Origin of the sequence: Nocardia sp. NPDC057272, from assembly GCF_042668615.1 — a bacterium.
Classification (GTDB): domain Bacteria; phylum Actinomycetota; class Actinomycetes; order Mycobacteriales; family Mycobacteriaceae; genus Nocardia.
Genome location: NZ_JBHUYK010000003.1, coordinates 131,761 through 151,030, shown reverse-complemented (window position 1 = coordinate 151,030; position 19,270 = coordinate 131,761). Strand labels below are relative to the sequence as shown.

The following is a 19,270-nucleotide window of genomic DNA, read 5'->3' as shown; positions in this document are numbered from 1 at the left end:
TCATTTCGTCAGTCCGAGCAGTGCGGCGGTGAGCCCGTAGTCGGGGCCGAAGTCCTGGACGTTGCCGGTGGTGCGGCAACCATCGGGACGCATCTGGATCCGCTCACAGAACGCGCTGACGATCTCGCCCGAGAGGGCGGTGCCGATCAGCGCCTGCAGGCGGACGAAGCCCTTTTCCTTGTTGATCGCGCCGTCGATGTTCTGCATGAGCAGCGGCACGATGTCGACGATCTCGACCATCGCGCCCGAGTTGGCGCGCAACTGGTTGGTGACGGTGGTCAGGCCGGTCAGCGAGGCGGCCAGTTCTTCCTGATGCCCGGCGAAGGTCGTCGAGGTGTTGTTCAGGAACTGGTTGAGCTGATCGAGGGTGGCCTGCAGGCCAGGAGCTTGTTCGGCGAGCAGCCCCGACATGGCGGTCACCCGGTCGCTGAAGTCGCGCACCGACTGATCGTTGTCGGCCAGCATCGTCGTGAGCTCGTTGAGCTTGATGATGATGTTGGCGATGGCGTCCTTGTTGTCGACACCGACCTTCAACGCACCCGAGAGCGCGTCGAGGGTTTCCCTGATCTTCTGGCCGTTGCCGTTGAGCACCGGGTAGAGCACCCGGCCCGACAGCGGGCCGAGACCCTCCTGGCCGGGTTCGGGCTTGAGGGCGGCGGCGAACTGGTCGATGGTCTTGATCATCGTGTCCAGCTCGACCGGGGTCCTGGTGCGCGCCTTGGGCAGGTGATCGCCGGACTTCAGCGCTTCACCGCCGGTGAACGGCGGGCTCACCTCGATGTGGCGGTCGGTGACGATCGAGGGCGAGATGATCGCCGCGATCGCGTCTTTCGGGATCTTGACGCCGGCGTCGACGGTCATGTGGACCTCGACGTAGGTGCCCTTGGGCACGATCTTGTCGACCTTGCCCACCGCGAGGCCGAGGACCATGACCTCGTTGCCCTCGTACATGCCCGCGATGTTCTCGAAGTCGGCGGTGATCTTGGTCGAGCGGCCGAGCGCGTCGTCGAACTGGCTCGGCATCAGCGAGCAGCTGCCGAGGGCCAGCGCGGTGGTGGCGATCATCATGGTACGCGCGATGCGGAGCTTGTTGGTCAGTTTCATCCTTGGCACCCCTGGATCACCTGAACGAAGCACAGCCAGTTGTCCGGGAACAACCACGGCAGTGCGACCGAACCGTAGTTACCGTTGCCGAGCGCGTTGTTGAAGTAGCGCGCCGTGGGCTGACCGATCTGCAGCAGCTTGTCGAGATTGTCCTTGTTCTTCTGCAGACCCTCGGCCATGGTGTTGAGCTGGCTGATGGTGCCGCCGAACTGATCGCCGTTCTGGGCGCCGATCTCCTCCAGCTGACGGGTCAGCGTGGCGACATTGTCCAGCAGCTGGCGCAGCAGGCTCTGCCGTTCCATCACCCGGTTGGCGATGGCCTCGCCCTGGGTGATGACGAGCAGGATCGAGTTGCGGTTGTCGGCGAGCAGCTGGGTGACCCGGTTGAGGTCCTTGATCAGACTGTCGACCTCACCCTTGCGCTGGTCGACGACCTTCGCGACCGCGCCGACGCTGTCGAGCGCCTGGGCGACCAGCTCCGGCGAATCGCCGAGCTGGGAGTTGATGGTGTTGAGCGAGGCGGCGAGCTTCTTGGTGTCGAGCGCCTCGAACTTGGGCGTACCGACCTGCACCACATCGGCGATGTTGTACGGCACGTCGGTGTTGTTGCGCGGGATCGTCTTGTTCTTCAGACCCGTGCCGTCGCCCGGCTGCAGGTCCACGTAGCGCGCGCCGAGCAGGGTCGCCATCTTGATCGCGGCGTGCGCGTCGGGACCGAGCTTGAGCGAGCTGTCCACGTCGAGGGTGACCACCACGTGATCGCCCTCGATCTTGGCGCCGGAGACCGTGCCGACCTGCACACCCGAGACCGCGACCTTGTCACCGGTCTTGATGCCCGCGGCCTGCACGAATTCCGCGTCGATGGACTGTTTTCCGAGCCCGATGAACTGGTAGATGCTCGAACCGACCAGCAGCAACACGATGCACAGCGCACCGATCACACCCAGCCAGAAGTTGCGGTTACCGACGAAGGCTGACTTGATCTTGCTCATCTGCACACCTCGGAATGGCCGGTGCCACCGATCTGGCTGACCAGACCGCGCGGGAACAGAACCCCGTAGAGCGAGATGTCCAGACCACACAGGTAGGCGTTGGCGTGGGTGCCTTCCGATGTCATCCGGCCGAGGTCGGCGAGCATGGAAGGCATGTCGATCGCGACCTGGTCGAGCTTGGCGCCGTTGGCCAGCAGCAGATTCAGCGCCGCGGTGGTCGAGTTCTGGGTCGCAGCCAGCTTCGGCTGGATCTTGGTCATCATCCCGACCAGCGCGGTCGTGGAATCGGCAAGGGTGACCGTGGACGCCTGCAGCGACTGACCCTGGTCGTAGAGTCCGCCGATCAACGCCCTGGTCTGGGTAATCAGGGTCTCCAATTCATCCCCTCGCTTTGCCAACCCAGCCATCACACCGGACAGGTTGGTGATCACGTCGGACAGGATCGCGTCGCGACGCTGGAAATCGGTGGCCAACTGGGCCGCCTGAACGATGAACGCCGACAGCGAAACCCCGTCGCCCTGCAGCGCCTGGATCAGGGTCTCCGACATCGCGTTGACCTCGGCGGGCTCGAGCGCCTGGAACAGCGGCTGGAAACCGTTGAGCAGGGCCGAGATATCGAACGAGGGCTCGGTGCGGTCGAGCGGAATGGTGGAGCCGCTCTTGAGCGGCTCCGGGCTCGGCGTCGCGCCCGGGGTCAGCGCCACATAGCGCTGACCGATCAGGTTCTGGTACCTGACCAGCGCCTTGGTGTCGTTGAACAGGGTCTGGTCGCTCTGCACGATGAACGACACCTTGGCGTCGTTCTTGCCGTCGAGCTCGATTTTCTCGACCTTGCCGACGCGTACGCCGGCCATCCGGACATCGTCGCCGGGCCGCAGCCCGAGGACGTCGGTGAAGATCGCGGTGTACTTGCGGGTGTCACCGTCGACCGTGCGAGCCAGTGTGTTCCACACGACCACGGTGACGAGCAGTGACACGAGCGCGAAGATACTGAACCCGATCAGTGGCTTACGGATACTCATGCGCCACCCCCGTTTTCGGACACTTGCAGGGTTCCGCCCTTCAGAATCGGACCGAGCAGCAGATATTCGGACGCGTTCGGCTTGCGACCGAGCAGCTGAGTCATCGCCGCGTCACCGGAGTAGGAGATCGGTGTCGCGGTGGGCACGCTCGCCGGAGCGGGCGCCGCGGCCGGAGCGGCCGCGGGAGCGGGCGCGCCACCCAGCACACCGGGCAGGCCCGGAATCTGGATCGAGGGGACGAGACCCTCGAGCGGCGTGCCCTGGAACGGCTTGATCTCGGTGCCGTTGGCTGTGTGCATCGGCGCGACACCGGGACTGGTGAGACCCGGGATGTCGGGCATGCCCGGAATCGACACCAGCGGCGGGAGACCCGCGGCCGAGTCGAGCTTGCGCGGACGCAGGTTGTCCGGGATGGCCGGCAGCGAGGCCTCGGCCGGTGCGGTGAAGCAGCTCGGTCCGAGCAGGTCGCCGTAGCGCGGGCAGTCGGCAACGGTGTTGGGCTGGTACGGCGTGAAGGTCAGGCCGGCGTTCCACACCATCTGCTTGCCGCTCGGTCCACCGTGGAAGGTGGTGTTGAGCTGGGCCAGCGAGGGACCGAAGACCTGGAAGGTCTTGGTGATCGACGCGGGGTCGGCGGCCAGCGCACCCAGGGTGGCGTTCATACCGACCGTGACTTCCTTGCCCACATCGGGATTCGACGCGAACAGGTCGTTCACCCGGTCGGTGGTGGCGCTCGCACCGGCCAGCAGCGCGATCAGCTGTTCGCGCTTGGTGGCGATGGTGTTCGCGGTCTGCACCGAGGAGCCGAGCACGTCGAGCAGTTCCGGCGCCGACTGGTTCAGCGCGTGCGCGGAGTTGGAGAAGTTGTCCAGCATGCCGCCCACGTTCGGGCCCGCGTCGGCGACCGTGGTCAGCCAGTGGTCGAGGCGCTGGATGGTCGAGCCGGGAACCCGGCCGCTGCCGTCGAGCGCCTGGGTGAGCGTGCCGAGCACGCGACCCAGCTGCACCGGATCGACCTCGTCGAGGATGTCGCGCACCGTGGTGAGCGTGTCCTGCAGCGCGATGGTGCCCTGGCTGCGGTCCTCGGGGATCTGCGAGCCCTCCTTCAGGTGCTGGCTGTTCGCACCGTTGTAGACCAGCTCCACGGACGTGACCGCGAAGAGGTTGGAGGGCACCACGCGGGCGGTGACGGTATTGGGGATGCCGTCGGCGAACTCGGGCTTGAGCTCGATGTTCACCTTCTGTTCGGCGCTCTTGCCGATCTCGACGTTCTTCACCACGCCCACGAGCACGCCGCGGAACTTCACGTCGGCATCGGAGGGCAGGCCGTCACCGGTGGTCGACAGGTTCGCGACCACGTTGACCTTGGGAACGAAGTAGCCCTGGTAGCGGGCCGTGAGGAAGGCCAGGATGACGCCGAAGACGATCAGACCGGCGGTACCGGCCACGTACAACTGCTTCATGGTGGGACCGCGCCCACTGGGATCGATGATCATCGCGCGCCTACCCCGAGATCCTGATACCGGGGTTGATGCCCCAGATCGCCAATGTCATGAGGAGGTCGGCGAACACGACCAGGATGATGCACATCTTGATCGCGCGGCCGGCCGCCACGCCGACGCCTTCGGGACCGCCCGAGGCGAAGAAGCCGTAGTAGCACTGGATGAACGTCGTGATCATGACGAAGATGATCGCCTTGAGCAGGGAGTAGAGGACGTCCGTCGGCACCAGGAATTGGAAGAAGTAGTGCGAGTAGGTGCCCGACGCCGTACCGCCGATCAATTGCACGGTGACCGAGCAGGCCAGGTAGGCCATGGTCAGACCGAGGCAATACAGCGGCACGATCGCCATCACCGCGGCCATCATCCGGGTGCTCACCAGGTAGGGCAGCGGGCGAATCGCCACCGACTCGAGCGCGTCGATCTCCTCGGAGATGCGCATGGCGCCCAGCTGTGCGGTGAATCGACAGCCCGCCTGGGCCGCGAAGGCCAAGGCCGCCAGCAGCGGGCCGAGCTCGCGGGTGGTGGCGAAGGCCGAAATCGCGCCCGTGATGGGGCTCAATCCGAGCAGGTTCAGCGAGGTGTGGCCCTGAATGGCCACCGTCATCCCGCCGAAGGCGCTGATGATCAGGATGACGCCGATGGTGCCACCACCGACGACGATGTTGCCGTTACCCCAGGTGACGTCGGAGAGCAGACGCCAGACCTCCTTCGGGTACTGCTTGAAGGCCAGCGGGATGGACCCGACCGAACGCAGGAAGAAGAAGACCTGGTGGCCGAGGCGGGCGAGCATGTCGCCGGGCGCCTTGCTGGCCTTCTGCAGCGACCGGATCGGCCGCAGTAGCGGAGGTACGTACGTAGATGACATGGCTCAGACCACCTGTGGGGGGAAGACGGCGGCGTAGATCTGGGTGATCGCCACGTTGACACCGAGCAGCATGACGGTGGAGCTGACCACCGCGGAGTTCACCGCGTTGGCGACACCACCGGGACCACCGCGAGCGTTCAGGCCGCAGTCGCAGGCGATGATCGAGGCGATCAGACCGAACAGGACCGACTTCAACAGCGCCACCGCGAGGTCGCGGGTGACCGCGAACGAGGCGAAGGTGCTCATGTAGGAGCCGGGCGTACCGCCCTGGGCGAAGATGTTGAACATGTAGCCGGTCAGGAAGCCGACGAAGACGACGAAGCCGCAGAGCAGGAAGCTGACCAGCATCGCGGCGCCGAGGCGGGGAGCCACCAGGCGGCGCAGCGGGTCGACACCCATGACCTTCATCGCGTCGATCTCTTCACGGATGGTGCGGGAACCGAGGTCGGCGCAGATGGCCGAACCGACGGCACCGGCGATCATGAGCGCGGTGACCAGCGGGGCGCCCTGCTGGATGATGCCGAGGCCGTTGGCCGCGCCGATGAACGACGTAGCACCGACCTGGCCCGCGACCGCGCCGACCTGGATCGAGACGATCACCGCGATCGGGATGGCGACCAGCAGTGTCGGTGCCGCGGCGACACTGGCCATGAACGCGGACTGCCGGACGAACTCGTCGAAAGGAAAACGCCGACGGAAGATCGCGACGATCAACTCCGTGATCGCTTCGATACCCATCGTGATCTGTCGACCGAAGGTTTCCAGCGACTTCTTCGGGTGGTCGTCCCAAAGGCCCTTCGTCCAGTCGACAGCCTCGCTGACTCGTGAACGTGTGGGCGGACTCTCGGTCGACTGCACTGCATAACCCCTCTCGACGCCGGGCCCTCAACGCCCCGGCGACTTGTTTGCTTGACGCACCTTACTACGGAGTAGCGCAGAACACATCACCGACATGTGAGCGCTGTCATAGATAGAGGTCACTGTCCGAAACGGCTATGAGACCGGCCATGCCGGACCCTACAGGCCGTAATTCCGGGATTCCAGGGATTACCCGCGAAGTCCTTTTCCCGCATGGATTCCCAGTACCAGCGGTCGCGGTAAAGGAATATTGCGGAACTTTGTCATTCATAACGAAGTCCTCGTCGAATTATCCGAACACTTCACGCGAGAATCACGAACGACGCGCCGCTTGGCGATTGCAATAGGGAATCGCTATGACAACTACTTCGGGAAGACCCGCACGACACGGCGGCAAACGCACCGGTCCGGGGGCGCGCCCGGGACCGAATACAGGCACGATAGACAGACCGTATTGATACTGTGCGAACTTCCGACATCTGGAGGGACATGTTCAGCAAACTCGCCAAGGTGGCCAACACCGCCTTCGCCCTCGCCCTCGGTGCAGCTCTGCTGGGCACCGGTGCGGCCAACGCGCAAGCAGGCCCCCCGGTGATCGGCGGCGGCTCCGGCATCGTGATCGACAACGCGTTCGAGTGCACCGTCACCACGGTGGGACACGACGGCGCGGGCAGGCTGGTCGGACTGACCGCGGGCCATTGCGGCGACGCGGGCGCGACGGTCAGCGCCGAGGTGGATCGAGGCTACGGCGAGATCGGCCGTTTCGTGTACAGCGACTCCGAACTCGACTACGCGGTCATCGAGTTCACGCCGGGCCGGATCATCCCGGTCAACCGAATCGGCAACGTCACCATCACCGGCGTCGGCGGACCGGCGCAGTTCCCTACGATCGTCTGTAAGGAAGGCCGGACCACCGGCAATACCTGCGGCATCACCTGGGGCGACGTGTTCGCGACCAATACCGAGACCTGGTCGCAGATGTGCGTGGTCGAGGGCGATTCCGGCGCGCCGGTCGTCGTCGGCTCGACACTGGTCGGCATGGTCAACGCCTATCTCGCGCTGGCCTGCTTCGGGCCCGAGGTCGGGACGAACATGAACTCGATCATGGACGACATCAACGCCCGCGGCGGCGTGGGGTCGGGCTATCACCCGATCTAGTCCCTCGCCCGTACTCCCCGGATGTCGAGCGGGTCGCGTGGTTGTCCACGCGGCCCGCTCTCGCTATGTGGCAAGCGATTTCGGTGCCAGCGCGGGTCCGTCGGCGCCCGCGCAATGCGGCAGGCAGTCGACGCGTTCGGGCTGCGCAGGCTGACGCGGCACGCGGAGCAGGACCGCCGCGACCCCCGCGCCGATCAGCAGCAACAACGCGCACCAGCGCATCGCGGTGTCGAAGCCGGCGGCGAAGGCGACCGGGTCGTCGAACGCACCGGACAACCCGGCCACCCCTGGCAACGCCGCGACGGCGAGCAGCTGTGCCGTTCGCGCCACGGCGTTGTTCACTCCGGACGCGATGCCGGCCTCGCCCTCGCGCACCGCGGCGAGCACCGCGCCGGTCAACGGCGCTACCAGCACCGACAGTCCGAGCCCGAAGACGAACACGCCGGGCAGCACATCGGTGAGATAGTCCGCGCCCGGTCCGATCCGCTGCAACGCGAACACCCCGCCCGCGGCCAGCAGCGGACCGAACGTCATCGGAATCCGCGGCCCGTGCTGCTGCGCCCATCGGCCCGCGGGCGCCGAGAGCACCAGCATCAGCAGGGTGACGGGCAGTCCGGCGGCGCCCGAGGCCATCGGCGAGTACCCGGCCACCAGCTGCAATTGCAGCACCAGCAGGAAGAAGACGCCGCCGAGCGCGGCGTACACGAGCAACGTCACCAGATTCGCCACCGTGAACACCCGCGACCGGAACAGTGACGGCGGTACCAGCGGATTGGGGCTGCGCAGTTCCACCAGCACGAAACACGCCAGCGCGGCCAGCCCGACCGCCACCAGCACCACCCGGGAATCGATGAGGCCCAGTGTGAGCGCACCGAGTGCGAGCGCGACGATCACCGCGCCCGGTATGTCGATCCGCGCGGGCGCCTCCGGATCACGGCTCTCCGGGACATATTTGAGCGTGACGACGGCGACCACCAGCGCGAGCGGCACATTGAGCAGGAAGATCGCCCGCCAGCCGACCAGATCGATCAAGCCACCACCGAGCAGTGGCCCGAACGCACCGGCCACCCCGCCGAGACCGGACCACAGTCCGATCGCACTGCCCTGGTCGCGTCGATCGATCGACGCCGAGATCAGCGCCAGGCTGCCCGGGGTGAGCAACGCGCCCGCCACGCCTTGCAGCAAGCGCGCGGCCACGAGCATCTCGATGTTCACCGCGACCGCGCACAGCAGCGAGGTGATCGCGAATCCGACGATGCCCCAGACGAAGACACGCCGACGGCCGAGCCGGTCGCCGAGCGAACCGCCGAGCAGGATGAAGGAGGCCAGCGTGAGCGTGTAACCGTTCACGGTCCATTGCAACCCGGCGACATCGGTGTGCAGCGATTCGCCGATCCGTGGCAGCGCGACGGAGACGACGGTGGCGTCCAGCGACGCCATCGACGAGCCGAGGATGGTGGCGAGCAGAATCCACCGGCCCGTGGCCGAGTTCAGCCGAACCGTCTGTGGCACTACTCCAAACTAGCCGCCACCCACGTCTTTCGTAGGGACTACAGGCTCTCCACGCAGACGACGACGTGGCGCTCGGCGTACTTGAAGCCGGAATCGGCGGCATCGGGGCAGTCGTCGACGCTGTCGGAGTTCTTGTTGATCGTGATGACCTTGACCGGTTCGGTCCCGCCCTCGCCGCACTCGATGCGCTTGGGTTCGTCGCCGCCCACGTCGATGCAGCCGCCGACGACCCAGTCGATGTCGAGGCACAGGGCGCCGGTCTCGATGCCGTTGAGCGTCTCGGCGTAGAAGTTGTCGCGGTCGCCGACGCAGCCGTTGCTGGTCTTGGCCTTGCCGATGACCTTGTAGTTCGACGAACGGCTACCGCACGCGGCCTTCTCGATGGTCGCGTCGTTGACCGTGCCGCCGAGCGCGACGCAGTCGCCGACGTTGGCCTGGAAGTCGGTCTTGCCGCCCTTGCTCGACGTCGGCGCGGGCTTGCTCGCGGTGGGTTTGCCGGTGGTCGATTTGCCCGGCTTGGTGGTCGGCGTCGCGGTGCTGGTCGCGGGGACGACATCGATCGCCGGCTGGGCGTGGCCGTCGATGGTGCCTCCGCAACCGGTCGAGACGAACGCGGTCACGGTGATGGCGATCGCGCCGACGAGCCGGCCGATTGGCAAATCTGCAAACACCCATTGTGAATACACCACCGGAGCCACCCCCGTCGACTCCAACCGGCGGGTCTGTCCCTGCGATACCCTTGGGATTCCGGTCGCCGTGTGCGGCGCGGGGCCCCCGGATCGCGTGTATCAGGAGGTATCCATCGTGTCAGCACCGGTCGACGACTTCGCGGCGCCACGGCAAATGGTGGTCGATCCGCGCTTCATCCGGCTCGCGGATCATTTCTTCGGGATGTTCGCCCAGCCCAGTCGTGGCGGCGGTGCGCTGGCCATCTACCTGGACGGACGCCCGGTCGTCGACATCTGGGCCGGCTGGGCGGCCAAGGATCAGCGCTGGACCGGCGAGAACATCGCGCTCACCTTCTCCACCGGCAAGGGTGTCGCCGCCACCGTGCTGCATCGGCTGGCCGAGCGCGGGCTCATCGATTACGAGGAGCCGGTGGCCACCTACTGGCCGGAGTTCGGGTCGCACGGCAAGGACGACATCACTGTGCGTGATGTGCTGTCCCATCGCGCGGGCCTGCACCGCGTGCGCGGGCTGGTGCCGGGTCGGGAGGGCATTCTCGACTACGACGCGGTGGTGACCGCCCTGGCCGAGAGCCCCGCCGACCCGCGCCGCATCCGCACCTCGGGTTATCACGCGATCACCTTCGGCTGGCTGGTCGCCGAGATCGTGCAGCGGGTCACCGGCGATCCGTTCACGGCGGTATTGCGCCGAGAAGTGGCCCAGCCCTTGGGAATCGACGAGTTCTGGTTCCAGGTGCCGCCGGGCGAGCGGCATCGGATCGCGAAGATCTTTCCGCATCTGGCGCCACCGGGGATCCGCTGGAACACCGCGTCGTCGGTGCTGTCATGGGTGCGACCGGCGCGTGGTCTGGCCGAGGCGGGTATGCCGGAGAGCTTCGACGAACTGGTCCGCGATCCACGGGTGCACGACGCGGTGATGCCCGGCTGGAACGGGGTGTTCTCGGCGCGGGCACTGGCCAGGATGTACGGGGCCCTCGCCAACGGTGGGCAGGTGGGCGACGTGCGGTTCCTGCGGCCGGAGACGATCGAGACGATCAACCGCACCCAGCAGACGAGCAGTCGCGACTATGTCCTCGGACTGCCGCTGCGGTTCACCCTCGGCTACCACCGGCCGGTACTGATGACCAAGCAGCAACCACGACATGCTTTCGGCCACTATGGTGTCGGCGGCTCCGGTGCCTATGCCGATCCCGATCTGGGGATGTCGATCGCGTTCGTCACCAATCGGCTGGGCGGGGCCGTGACGGCGCTCGGTGACGCGCGGTTGGCCAAGCTGGCGGCGATGGCGCAGGGGACGGTGCGCGGCGATCGAACCTCTCGAAGGGGTGCCACGTAGTACTGGGCATGAGTTCGCCGAGCCCTGCGCCCACTGCGCCGCGGTTGTCCCTGCTGCACGGCGTGGCCGCGGGGCGGGATTTCGAGGGCTACCTGCGACGACGCGCCGCGCGCAGTGATCCGTTCGCGGTCGGGTTCCCCGGGTTTCCGCCGGTGCTGTTCACTGGAACGGCCGAGGGCGCACGCGCGTTGTTCCGGGCGCCGGTGGCGCTGCTCGAGCCGCCGCGGCCCAATCCGATCGAGCCGATGGTCGGGGCCGCGTCGCTGATTCTGAGTTCCGGGACGCGGCATCGCACCGACCGCGCGCTGCTGGCGCCCGCACTGCACGGCGCGCGGGTGCGACTGCTGGGCAAGGTGATTCGCGAGGCGACACTGAACGAGATCCATCACGGTGCACGAGGTCCCTGGCAGCTCGGCACGCGCATCGATTCGCTGGCGGCCGCGCGCGCCATCACCTTGCGCGTCATCCTCGCCGCGGTGTTCGGCGCCGATTCCGATCGCGCGGCCGAATACGGCGGCGTGGTCACCGATTTCCTCACCGCCTTCACCACCCCGCTCCTGGTGGCGCCCGTATTGCGCCGTGGCATAGGCGGTTTCGGTCCGTGGGAGCGGTTCACCGCGGCTCGGGAGCGGCTCGACGAGCTGATCCTGGCCGACATCACCCGCCGGCGCCGCACCGGCCCCGCCGACGGTGACCTGCTCGATCTCCTCCTCGCCACCCGCTACGACGACGGCACCACCCTCACCGATGCCGAACTGTGCGAGCAGCTGCGCACCCTGCTCGTCGCGGGCCACGAAACCACCGCGACCACGCTCACCTCGGCGCTCTACCACCTGCACCGTGAACCCGGCCTGCTCGCCCGACTGCTCACCGAGCTACCCGCCGCGGGCGACGACCCGGCCGAGCAGGCCCGGCTCCCGCTGCTCGACGCCGTCTGCCAGGAAACCCTGCGCCTGCATCCGCCGGTGCCGATCGTGCTGCGCACGGTGAAGGAGCCGCTGCGCTGGCTCGGGGTCGACGTGGCGGCGGGCGCCACCATCGGCCTTGCCGTCGGCGTGCTGCACAGCCAACCGTCCACCTGGCCCGCACCGCACCTGTTCCACCCCGACCGGTTCCTCGACCGCACCGTCACGCCATTCGAGTTCGCGCCGTTCGGGGGTGGTCACCGGCGCTGTATCGGCGCGACACTGGCCGACTACGAGCTGCGGATCGTGCTGGCCACGCTGCTGACCGAGGTCCGGTTGACCCTGGATCCCGCGCTGGCGCTCGGTGGGCGACCGCGCACCGTGCCCCGCAATCTCGCGACCGCACCGGATCGGGCGATCCACTTCACACGCACCGGGTGATCTGCCTCACGTGACGTTTGAGAGTCACACCGGTGTGTTTCCCCGCTGTTCGCACGCACCGCCGCCGACTCGCCGCTGTGAGCGCGGCGTTTGACGAAAGCCGATGAATAACAGGATGTTATGTGACCCACGGCACATAGTTGCGGCCCTGTTATCACCGCTCGGCGCGGCTGGCACCGTGTCACCTGGTGCGGGTAGTAATGGAGGGTCAGGGTCGGGGAAGTCGTTACCCCGTAGAGACCCGTTGCGGCCTCTACGGCACATGAGAACGAGCGTCACTGAGTAGATCTCGCGCCGCCGCACGCGGAACGAGAGATGGAATGGACGAGAAACCTATGCACTACGAGGCAAATATGCGGCAATCGCACTGGCTCCGCCGGGGTCTGCTGCTGTCGGCAGCGATCGCAGCGTCCGGCGCGTTGATCGCCGTGCCCGCGCAGGCTCAGCCGACTCTGCCGGGCTTCGGCGCCGGTTCGAGCCAGCCCGCGGTGAACGAGCCCGCGCAGCAGGCGCCCTTCGCGCCGCCGAACATCAACATCGCCGACGGCGAGACCGTCGGCGTCGCGCAGCCGATCATCATCACCTTCCAGGAGCCGGTCGAGGACCGCGCGGCCGCCGAGCGGGCCATCAAGGTCACCTCGAGCACCAACGCGCCCGGCTACTTCTACTGGACCTCCAGCAAGCAGGTTCGCTGGAAGCCCGCCGAGTTCTGGCCGGCCAACACCAACGTGACCGTGGCCGCGGGTGGCACCTCCAGCGCGTTCCACATCGGTGACGCGTTCGTCGCCACCGTCGACGACGCCACCAAGATGATCGTCGTGACGATCAACGGTGAAGTCGTGCGCGAGATGCCGACCTCGCTCGGCAAGACCGGCCACGAGACCCCCAACGGCACCTACATCGTGGGTGAGCGGCTCGAGAAGATGACCATGGACTCGTCCACCTACGGCGTGCCGGTCACCGATCCCGAGGGCTACAAGCTCGAGGTCGAATACGCCACCCGCATCTCCAACAGCGGCATCTTCGTACATGCCGCGCCGTGGTCGGTTGCGCAGCAGGGCTATTCGAACGCCAGCCACGGCTGCCTCAACGTGAGCACCGAGGACGCGAAGTGGTTCCTGGAGAACTCGCGCCGTGGTGACGCCGTGGTCATCACCGGCACCCAGGGCGGAACCCTCAGTGCGGGCGACGGTCTCGGCGACTGGAACTGATGTACTGAGCGCGATGCACTGAACAAAACCCGAACAATACGATCAATCGAGGTCGTGTTGTTCGGGTTTTTGCTGTAATCGGCACTGTGTGCCCGATGTTCAGAAAATCGGCGGGCAGGGTTAACCAACGGTTCGCCATGCGCCGTAAAGCTGCCGCGGTGCGAAAGAGTCCAGAGCGGGTACTCCCCGGGAGAAGCCGTCCGTGGCAGGACTACGCGCTGTTCGCGGTACTCATGGTGCCGAACCTGGCGCTGCTCACCCTGTTCGTTTACCGACCGCTTGCCGATAACATCCGGCTATCGTTCACCGACTGGAATATCGCTGACCCGGTGGCGAATTCGGTCGGGTTCGACAACTACATCGAGTGGTGGCAGCGCGACGACTCATGGAAGGTCGTCAGCAATACGGTGATCTTCACCGTGGCGGCCGTTGTGGTGAGTATGGCGCTCGGTCTCGCGCTGGCCATGCTGCTCGATCGAAAACTGTTCGGGCGCAATGTAGTCCGCTCGGCGATATTCGCACCGTTCGTGATTTCGGGCGCGGCGATCGGCGTAGCTTTTCAATTCATCTTCGATCCGAGTTTCGGTCTGGTACAAGACGTCCTGCACCGGCTCGGCGTCGACAATGTGCCGGATTTCTATCAGGACCCGGATTGGGCCCTGTTCATGGTGACGCTCACCTACATCTGGAAGAACCTCGGCTATGCCTTCGTGATCTATCTGGCCGCGCTGCAAGGCGTGCGCGCCGAATTGCTCGAAGCGGCCGAAATGGATGGCGCGAGCAGCTGGACCCGATTCACGAAAGTTCTTCTGCCACAACTGCGTCCGACAACCTTCTTTCTGTCGATCACCGTGTTGCTGAACTCGCTGCAAGTCTTCGACATCATCAATGTGATGACGCGCGGCGGACCGCTCGGCAACGGCACGACGACGATGGTGTTCCAGGTGTACGAGGAGTCGTTCCGCAATTTCCGGGCCGGCTACGGCGCCACCGTGGCCACGATCATGTTCGTGGTGCTGCTGGTGGTCACGTTGATCCAGGTACGCGTGATGGACCGAGGCGAACGATGAAACATGTAGGCCCGCAGACACTGTCGTACAAGCGGCGCGAACGTGCCGTGACGCTCCTCGGCTACGCGGCGATGGTGTGTGTGCTGATCATCGTCGGAGTCCCGCTGTTCTGGATCCTGATCACCTCGCTCAAGGACCGCTCCGACATCTACACCCAGCCCGCGGTCTACTGGCCGCACAGCTGGCATCCGGAGAACTACAGCCACGCCACCACCACGGTGCCGTTCTGGACGTTCCTGCGGAACTCGCTGATCGTCACCGGCGTGGTGTCGGTGGTGAAGTTCGCGCTCGGGGTGTTCAGCGCGTACGGCCTGGTGTTCCTGCGCTTCCCCGGCAAGAACATCGTGTTCCTGGTGATCATCGCGGCACTGATGGTGCCCAACCAGATCACCGTCATCTCCAACTACGCGTTCATCGCACAGCTCGGCTGGCGCAACACCTTCCAGGGCATCATCATTCCGCTCTGCGGCGTCGCCTTCGGCACCTTCCTGATGCGCAACCACTTCCTGTCGCTGCCCGCCGAGGTGATCGAGGCGGCGCGGATGGACGGGGCGAACTGGTGGCGGCTGCTCACCCGCGTGGTGCTGCCCATGTCGGGACCGACGATGGTGGCGTTCGCGGTGGTCACGCTGGTCAACGAGTGGAACGAGTACCTCTGGCCGTTCCTGATAGCCGATTCCGCCGATGTCGCGACGCTGCCGGTGGGGCTGACTCTGCTGCAGAACACCGAGAACCCCAGCGTCACCAACTGGGGGCCGGTGATGGCGGGCACCGTGCTCACGATGCTGCCGATCCTCATCGTCTTCCTTGCCCTGCAACGTCACATGATCAAGGGCCTCACCTCCGGTGCGGTCAAGGGATAGTTCTCGAACAGGAGTTCGCCAGTGTCCAACTCACGATTCCCGGCGTTGAGTCGCCGTGGCTTCCTCGGCCTGACCGGCGGCGTCGCCGCTGCCGCGGCACTGTCCGCGTGCGCGGGCACCGGCGGCGGATCCGGTGATTCCGGTGACGCCAACACCATCACCTTCTGGTCCAACCACCCCGGTACCTCCAAGGAGCTGGAGCTGGAGCTGATCAACCGGTTCCAGGCGAAGAACCCCGACCTGAAGGTGAACCTGGTCGACGCGGGCAAGAACTACGAGGAGGTGGCGCAGAAGTTCAACGCCGCGCTCACCGGTGGTGACCTGCCCGATGTTGTGGTGCTGTCGGACGTCTGGTGGTTCAACTACGCGCTGAGCAAGGCCATCGAACCGCTCGACGGGCACTTCGGCGCCGCGGGTGTGCAGCTGAGCGACTACGTCGACTCCCTCGCCGCCGACTACCTGTTCGACGGCAAGCACTACGCGCTGCCCTACGCCCGCTCGACGCCGCTGTTCTACTACAACAAGGACGTCTGGGCGAAGGCCGGACTGCCCGACCGCGGCCCGAACTCCTGGCAGGAATTCGACGAGTGGGGCCCGAAGCTGCAGTCGCTCGTCGGCGCCGACAAGTTCGCGCACGCCTGGGGTGACGCGAAGAACTACCTGGGCTGGACCTTCCAGGGCCCGAACTGGACCTTCGGCGGCGCCTACTCCGATCAGTGGAAGCTGAAGTTCACCGATCCGGGTTCGATCGCCGCGGCCACCTACCTGCGCGACTCGATCAATGTCAAGAAGTACGCCGCGATCCGCCCGCAGATCGCGGTCGACTTCGGCACCGGCGTCGCGGCCTCGACCATCGCCTCCACCGGCGACCTCAAGGGCATCAAGAAGAACGCCGACGGCAAGTTCGAGGTCGGCACCGCGTTCCTGCCGCACCCGAACGGTCCCGGCGTCACCACCGGCGGCGCCGGTCTGGCGATTCCGTCGCGGATCTCCGACACGCGAAAGGTCAACGCGCTCAAGTTCATCGAGTTCATCACCAACGCGGCCAACACGGCGTACTTCACGCAGAACACGGGCTATATGCCGGTGCGCAAGTCGGCCGTGACCGACCCGAGCGAGATCGACTTCCTGGCGAAGAACCCCAATTCCAAGGTCGCCATCGACCAGCTCTCGGTAGCGAAGTCGCAGGACTACGCCCGCGTGTTCGTGCCCGGCGCCGATCAGATCATCGGCACCGGCTACGAGCAGATCGGCCTCCAGAACGCCGATCCGGCAACGGTTCTCGCGAAGGTGGCCGCCGACGTGCAGGCGATCATCGACCGGCAGATCACGCCCAAGCTGCCCAAGTAGTTCCCCCACGGGCCGGTGTTCGTTGTGACCACCGGCCCGTTTCGCTTTCCCGCTAGGAGAATTCGCCATGGCGACAGTGCAGTTCGACGGTGTGACCCATCGCTATCCCGGCGCCGACGCCCCCGCCGTCGACGCACTCGACATCGACATCGCCGATGGTGAATTCCTCGTGCTGGTCGGCCCTTCCGGCTGCGGCAAGTCGACCAGCCTGCGGATGCTGGCCGGACTCGAATCCGTGGAGGCGGGCACGATTCGCATCGGTGAGCGCGATGTCACCGACCTGCCGCCGCGCGCCCGCGACGTGGCGATGGTGTTCCAGAGCTACGCGCTCTACCCGAACATGACCGTCGCCGAGAACATGGGCTTCGCGCTGCGCAACGCGGGAATGTCGAAGTCCGACACCTTGGTTCGGGTGAAGGAAGCCGCGGCGATGCTGGAGCTAGAGCCGCTGCTCGACCGCAAACCGGCCAAGCTCTCCGGCGGCCAGCGTCAGCGCGTGGCCATGGGCCGCGCCATCGTGCGCCGCCCGCAGGTGTTCTGCATGGACGAGCCGCTGTCCAATCTGGACGCGAAGTTGCGGGTGAGCACCCGGTCCCAGATCGCGGCGTTGCAGCAGCGACTCGGCACGACCACCGTTTACGTCACCCACGACCAGGTGGAAGCGATGACGATGGGGCACCGTGTCGCGGTGCTCCGCGACGGAACCCTCCAGCAGATCGCCTCTCCGCGTGAGCTGTACGACAATCCGTTGAACACCTTCGTTGCCGGGTTCATCGGTTCACCCGGCATGAACCTGCTCGAAGCCCCCGTGATCGAGGGCGAGGCAGTGCTCGACGGACTGCGGATCCCGGTGCCCCGCAACATCTCCGGAGCGCGCGTGGTTCTCGGCATCCGCCCCGAATCCTGGGAATTCACCACCGATCCCGCCGGAATCACCGTCGTCGCCGAACTGCTCGAGGAACTGGGCGCCGAATCCTTCGTCTACACCCACGGCGCGGGCACCGACTGGTCCACCCGCTCCGGCAAGATCGTCGTCCGGGTGGACCGCCGCTTCCAGACCACCCTCGGCGAAACCCTGCACCTGCGGCCGAAGCCGGACGAGGTGTTCTTCTTCGACGCGGACACCGAACTGCGCTTGCGCTAGGACAGGCCCGCCGCGGTGCGGCGGCCGATCGCGGCGTTGAGGGCGTCGAGTTCGGCGAGGATGTCGGTGGCGGCCCATATTCGGTTTCGTTTGGAGTCGGAGACGACGTCGAGGATGCCCACGTCGACGAGTCGTTCGAGGGCACGGTAGGTAGCCGAATCGGTTGTCGCCGTGATGGCGTTCGCGCCGGCCACAGTGAGAATCGGGTGCTCGACCAGGTTCGCCAAGAGCGCTTCGTCGGCGGAACCGCCGCGGGGGCGGGCACGGTCTCGCCATCGCTGGGGGAGCGCGGCGAGAGTGCGGGCCGAGTCGATCGCCGCCTCGCTGGCGTACACCGCGGCGAGCGCCAGATAGATGACGAATTCGTCGGCGGCACCGGCGCGGTAGGCGGCCAGCTGGGCGAAATAGCGGGAGGTGTCGGCGAGCATGACCGACGCCAAGGGGACGGTGACTCTGTCGGTCAGCCCGCGTCTGCGCAGAATGGCGCTCACCAGGGCGCGTCCGATCCGGCCGTTGCCGCTGACGAACGGGTGGATCGACACGAACTGCGCGTGCGCGATCGCCGCTTGGACCAGGATCGGCAGATCACCACGCGCGACGAAGGCGAGCAGGTCGGCCACCAGTTCGGGCACGAGTTCCGGTGGCGGTGGCACATACAGGGCGTGCAGCGGCGTGTAATCGCTACCGCCGATCCAGGTTTGGACGGTCCGGAATCGTCCGGCCTTCTCCCACTCCGGAGCGATCAGCACACGATGGGCGCTGAGCAGATTCGCCTCCGTGATCCGGCCGGTCGCCGCACTGTCGACCAGTCCGGTGAGTGCCCGGACCGCGCTGACCTGTGACGCCGCCTCAGGTCCGGCCGTCGCGCCGCCGAAAGATTTGCTGAATGCTCGCCACCCCGCATCGATGTGCTCGATCCGCGACGACGCGACAGCTTCGCTGCGCAGCAGGAATTCGCGCAACGGTGCCGAATACTGGCCCTGGCCGGCTTCGAGATGCGTCACGGCGATCACGGCGGCTTCGCTAGCCGATGTTGTTCGCCTGGTGGCGAAGTCGAGTTCGGCGATGCGCGGTGGGATCGACACCGCTGCCTGTTCGGGGACGGGGCCGACTCGCGGACTTCGTCCGTCACGCGCCTGCCAGGAACGCTGCTCCGTGCGGTGGGCCGGCCAATCCATGTGCTCTTACTGTACTTTCGCTATCGCAAACTCTACTTACATGGTCACTACTCGCGTTTGCCGAAAGTGACGA

General features: G+C 66.2%; 17 protein-coding genes. 8 read left to right on the top strand and 9 right to left on the bottom strand.

Translation table 11 applies throughout. The features are described 5' to 3' along the window. The 6 genes from ACFULV_RS05990 to ACFULV_RS05965 are packed head-to-tail and all read right to left on the bottom strand — an operon-like array spanning nt 1 to nt 6,343. The gene (locus ACFULV_RS05990) at nt 1-1,104 is read right to left on the bottom strand and encodes an MlaD family protein (protein WP_378653584.1); all 1,104 of its coding nucleotides are present in this window, start codon (nt 1,102-1,104) and stop codon (nt 1-3) included. Continuing rightward, nucleotides 1,101-2,096 (bottom strand): MCE family protein, encoded by a 996-nt coding sequence (locus ACFULV_RS05985; protein ID WP_378634697.1) that lies wholly within the window; start codon nt 2,094-2,096, stop codon nt 1,101-1,103. The genes ACFULV_RS05990 and ACFULV_RS05985 overlap by 4 nt, the downstream gene beginning before the upstream one ends. Continuing rightward, the gene (locus ACFULV_RS05980) at nt 2,093-3,118 is read right to left on the bottom strand and encodes an MCE family protein (RefSeq protein ID WP_378653581.1); all 1,026 of its coding nucleotides are present in this window, start codon (nt 3,116-3,118) and stop codon (nt 2,093-2,095) included. Before ACFULV_RS05980 ends, ACFULV_RS05985 begins: the two co-directional genes overlap by 4 nt. Next, entirely contained in the window at nt 3,115-4,614 is a 1,500-nt protein-coding gene (locus ACFULV_RS05975) for an MlaD family protein (protein ID WP_378634692.1), read from the bottom strand. The genes ACFULV_RS05980 and ACFULV_RS05975 overlap by 4 nt, the downstream gene beginning before the upstream one ends. Nucleotides 4,615-4,621: 7 nt before the next feature. Further along, nucleotides 4,622-5,485: an ABC transporter permease gene (locus tag ACFULV_RS05970; RefSeq protein ID WP_378634691.1), complete on the bottom strand. Its 864-nt coding sequence runs from the start codon at nt 5,483-5,485 to the stop codon at nt 4,622-4,624. A 3-nt stretch (nt 5,486-5,488) separates the two neighbouring features. After that, entirely contained in the window at nt 5,489-6,343 is an 855-nt protein-coding gene (locus tag ACFULV_RS05965) for an ABC transporter permease (RefSeq protein WP_266294734.1), read from the bottom strand. Between the two features lie 489 nt (nt 6,344-6,832). Here ACFULV_RS05965 and ACFULV_RS05960 point away from each other — a divergent pair, with 489 nt between their 5' ends. Further along, nucleotides 6,833-7,501, top strand: coding sequence for a S1 family peptidase (locus tag ACFULV_RS05960; protein WP_378653579.1), 669 nt, complete (start codon nt 6,833-6,835; stop codon nt 7,499-7,501). A gap of 63 nt (nt 7,502-7,564) precedes the next feature. Here ACFULV_RS05960 and ACFULV_RS05955 read toward each other — a convergent pair whose 3' ends face one another. After that, on the bottom strand, nt 7,565-9,013 hold the full coding sequence (locus ACFULV_RS05955) for an MFS transporter (protein WP_378653576.1): 1,449 nt from the start codon (nt 9,011-9,013) through the stop codon (nt 7,565-7,567). 38 nt (nt 9,014-9,051) lie between these two features. Then, nucleotides 9,052-9,672 carry a hypothetical protein gene (locus tag ACFULV_RS05950; RefSeq protein ID WP_378634683.1) on the bottom strand — a complete coding sequence of 207 codons (621 nt, stop codon included), beginning with the start codon at nt 9,670-9,672 and terminating at the stop codon, nt 9,052-9,054. A 184-nt stretch (nt 9,673-9,856) separates the two neighbouring features. On the opposite strand from ACFULV_RS05950, the gene ACFULV_RS05945 reads away from it, so the two are divergent. The 7 genes from ACFULV_RS05945 (at nt 9,857) to ACFULV_RS05915 (ending at nt 18,019) form a co-directional block, all read left to right on the top strand. Then, on the top strand, nt 9,857-11,035 hold the full coding sequence (locus tag ACFULV_RS05945; RefSeq protein ID WP_378654001.1) for a serine hydrolase domain-containing protein: 1,179 nt from the start codon (nt 9,857-9,859) through the stop codon (nt 11,033-11,035). Between the two features lie 8 nt (nt 11,036-11,043). Further along, nucleotides 11,044-12,381, top strand: a complete 1,338-nt coding sequence (locus ACFULV_RS05940) for a cytochrome P450 (RefSeq protein ID WP_378653573.1) — start codon at nt 11,044-11,046, stop codon at nt 12,379-12,381. Between the two features lie 320 nt (nt 12,382-12,701). Then, nucleotides 12,702-13,592 (top strand): L,D-transpeptidase, encoded by an 891-nt coding sequence (locus tag ACFULV_RS05935; protein ID WP_378653570.1) that lies wholly within the window; start codon nt 12,702-12,704, stop codon nt 13,590-13,592. A 158-nt stretch (nt 13,593-13,750) separates the two neighbouring features. Continuing rightward, nucleotides 13,751-14,662 (top strand): carbohydrate ABC transporter permease, encoded by a 912-nt coding sequence (locus tag ACFULV_RS05930; RefSeq protein ID WP_378653567.1) that lies wholly within the window; start codon nt 13,751-13,753, stop codon nt 14,660-14,662. Further along, on the top strand, nt 14,659-15,525 hold the full coding sequence (locus ACFULV_RS05925) for a carbohydrate ABC transporter permease (protein ID WP_378653565.1): 867 nt from the start codon (nt 14,659-14,661) through the stop codon (nt 15,523-15,525). The genes ACFULV_RS05930 and ACFULV_RS05925 overlap by 4 nt, the downstream gene beginning before the upstream one ends. A gap of 21 nt (nt 15,526-15,546) precedes the next feature. Further along, nucleotides 15,547-16,875 carry an ABC transporter substrate-binding protein gene (locus ACFULV_RS05920; protein WP_378634671.1) on the top strand — a complete coding sequence of 443 codons (1,329 nt, stop codon included), beginning with the start codon at nt 15,547-15,549 and terminating at the stop codon, nt 16,873-16,875. Nucleotides 16,876-16,942: 67 nt separating this feature from the next. Next, the gene (locus tag ACFULV_RS05915; RefSeq protein WP_378653563.1) at nt 16,943-18,019 is read left to right on the top strand and encodes an ABC transporter ATP-binding protein; all 1,077 of its coding nucleotides are present in this window, start codon (nt 16,943-16,945) and stop codon (nt 18,017-18,019) included. Here ACFULV_RS05915 and ACFULV_RS05910 read toward each other — a convergent pair. Further along, nucleotides 18,016-19,197, bottom strand: a complete 1,182-nt coding sequence (locus ACFULV_RS05910; protein ID WP_378653561.1) for a Fic family protein — start codon at nt 19,195-19,197, stop codon at nt 18,016-18,018. The genes ACFULV_RS05915 and ACFULV_RS05910 overlap by 4 nt on opposite strands. Nucleotides 19,198-19,270 lie beyond the last annotated feature (73 nt).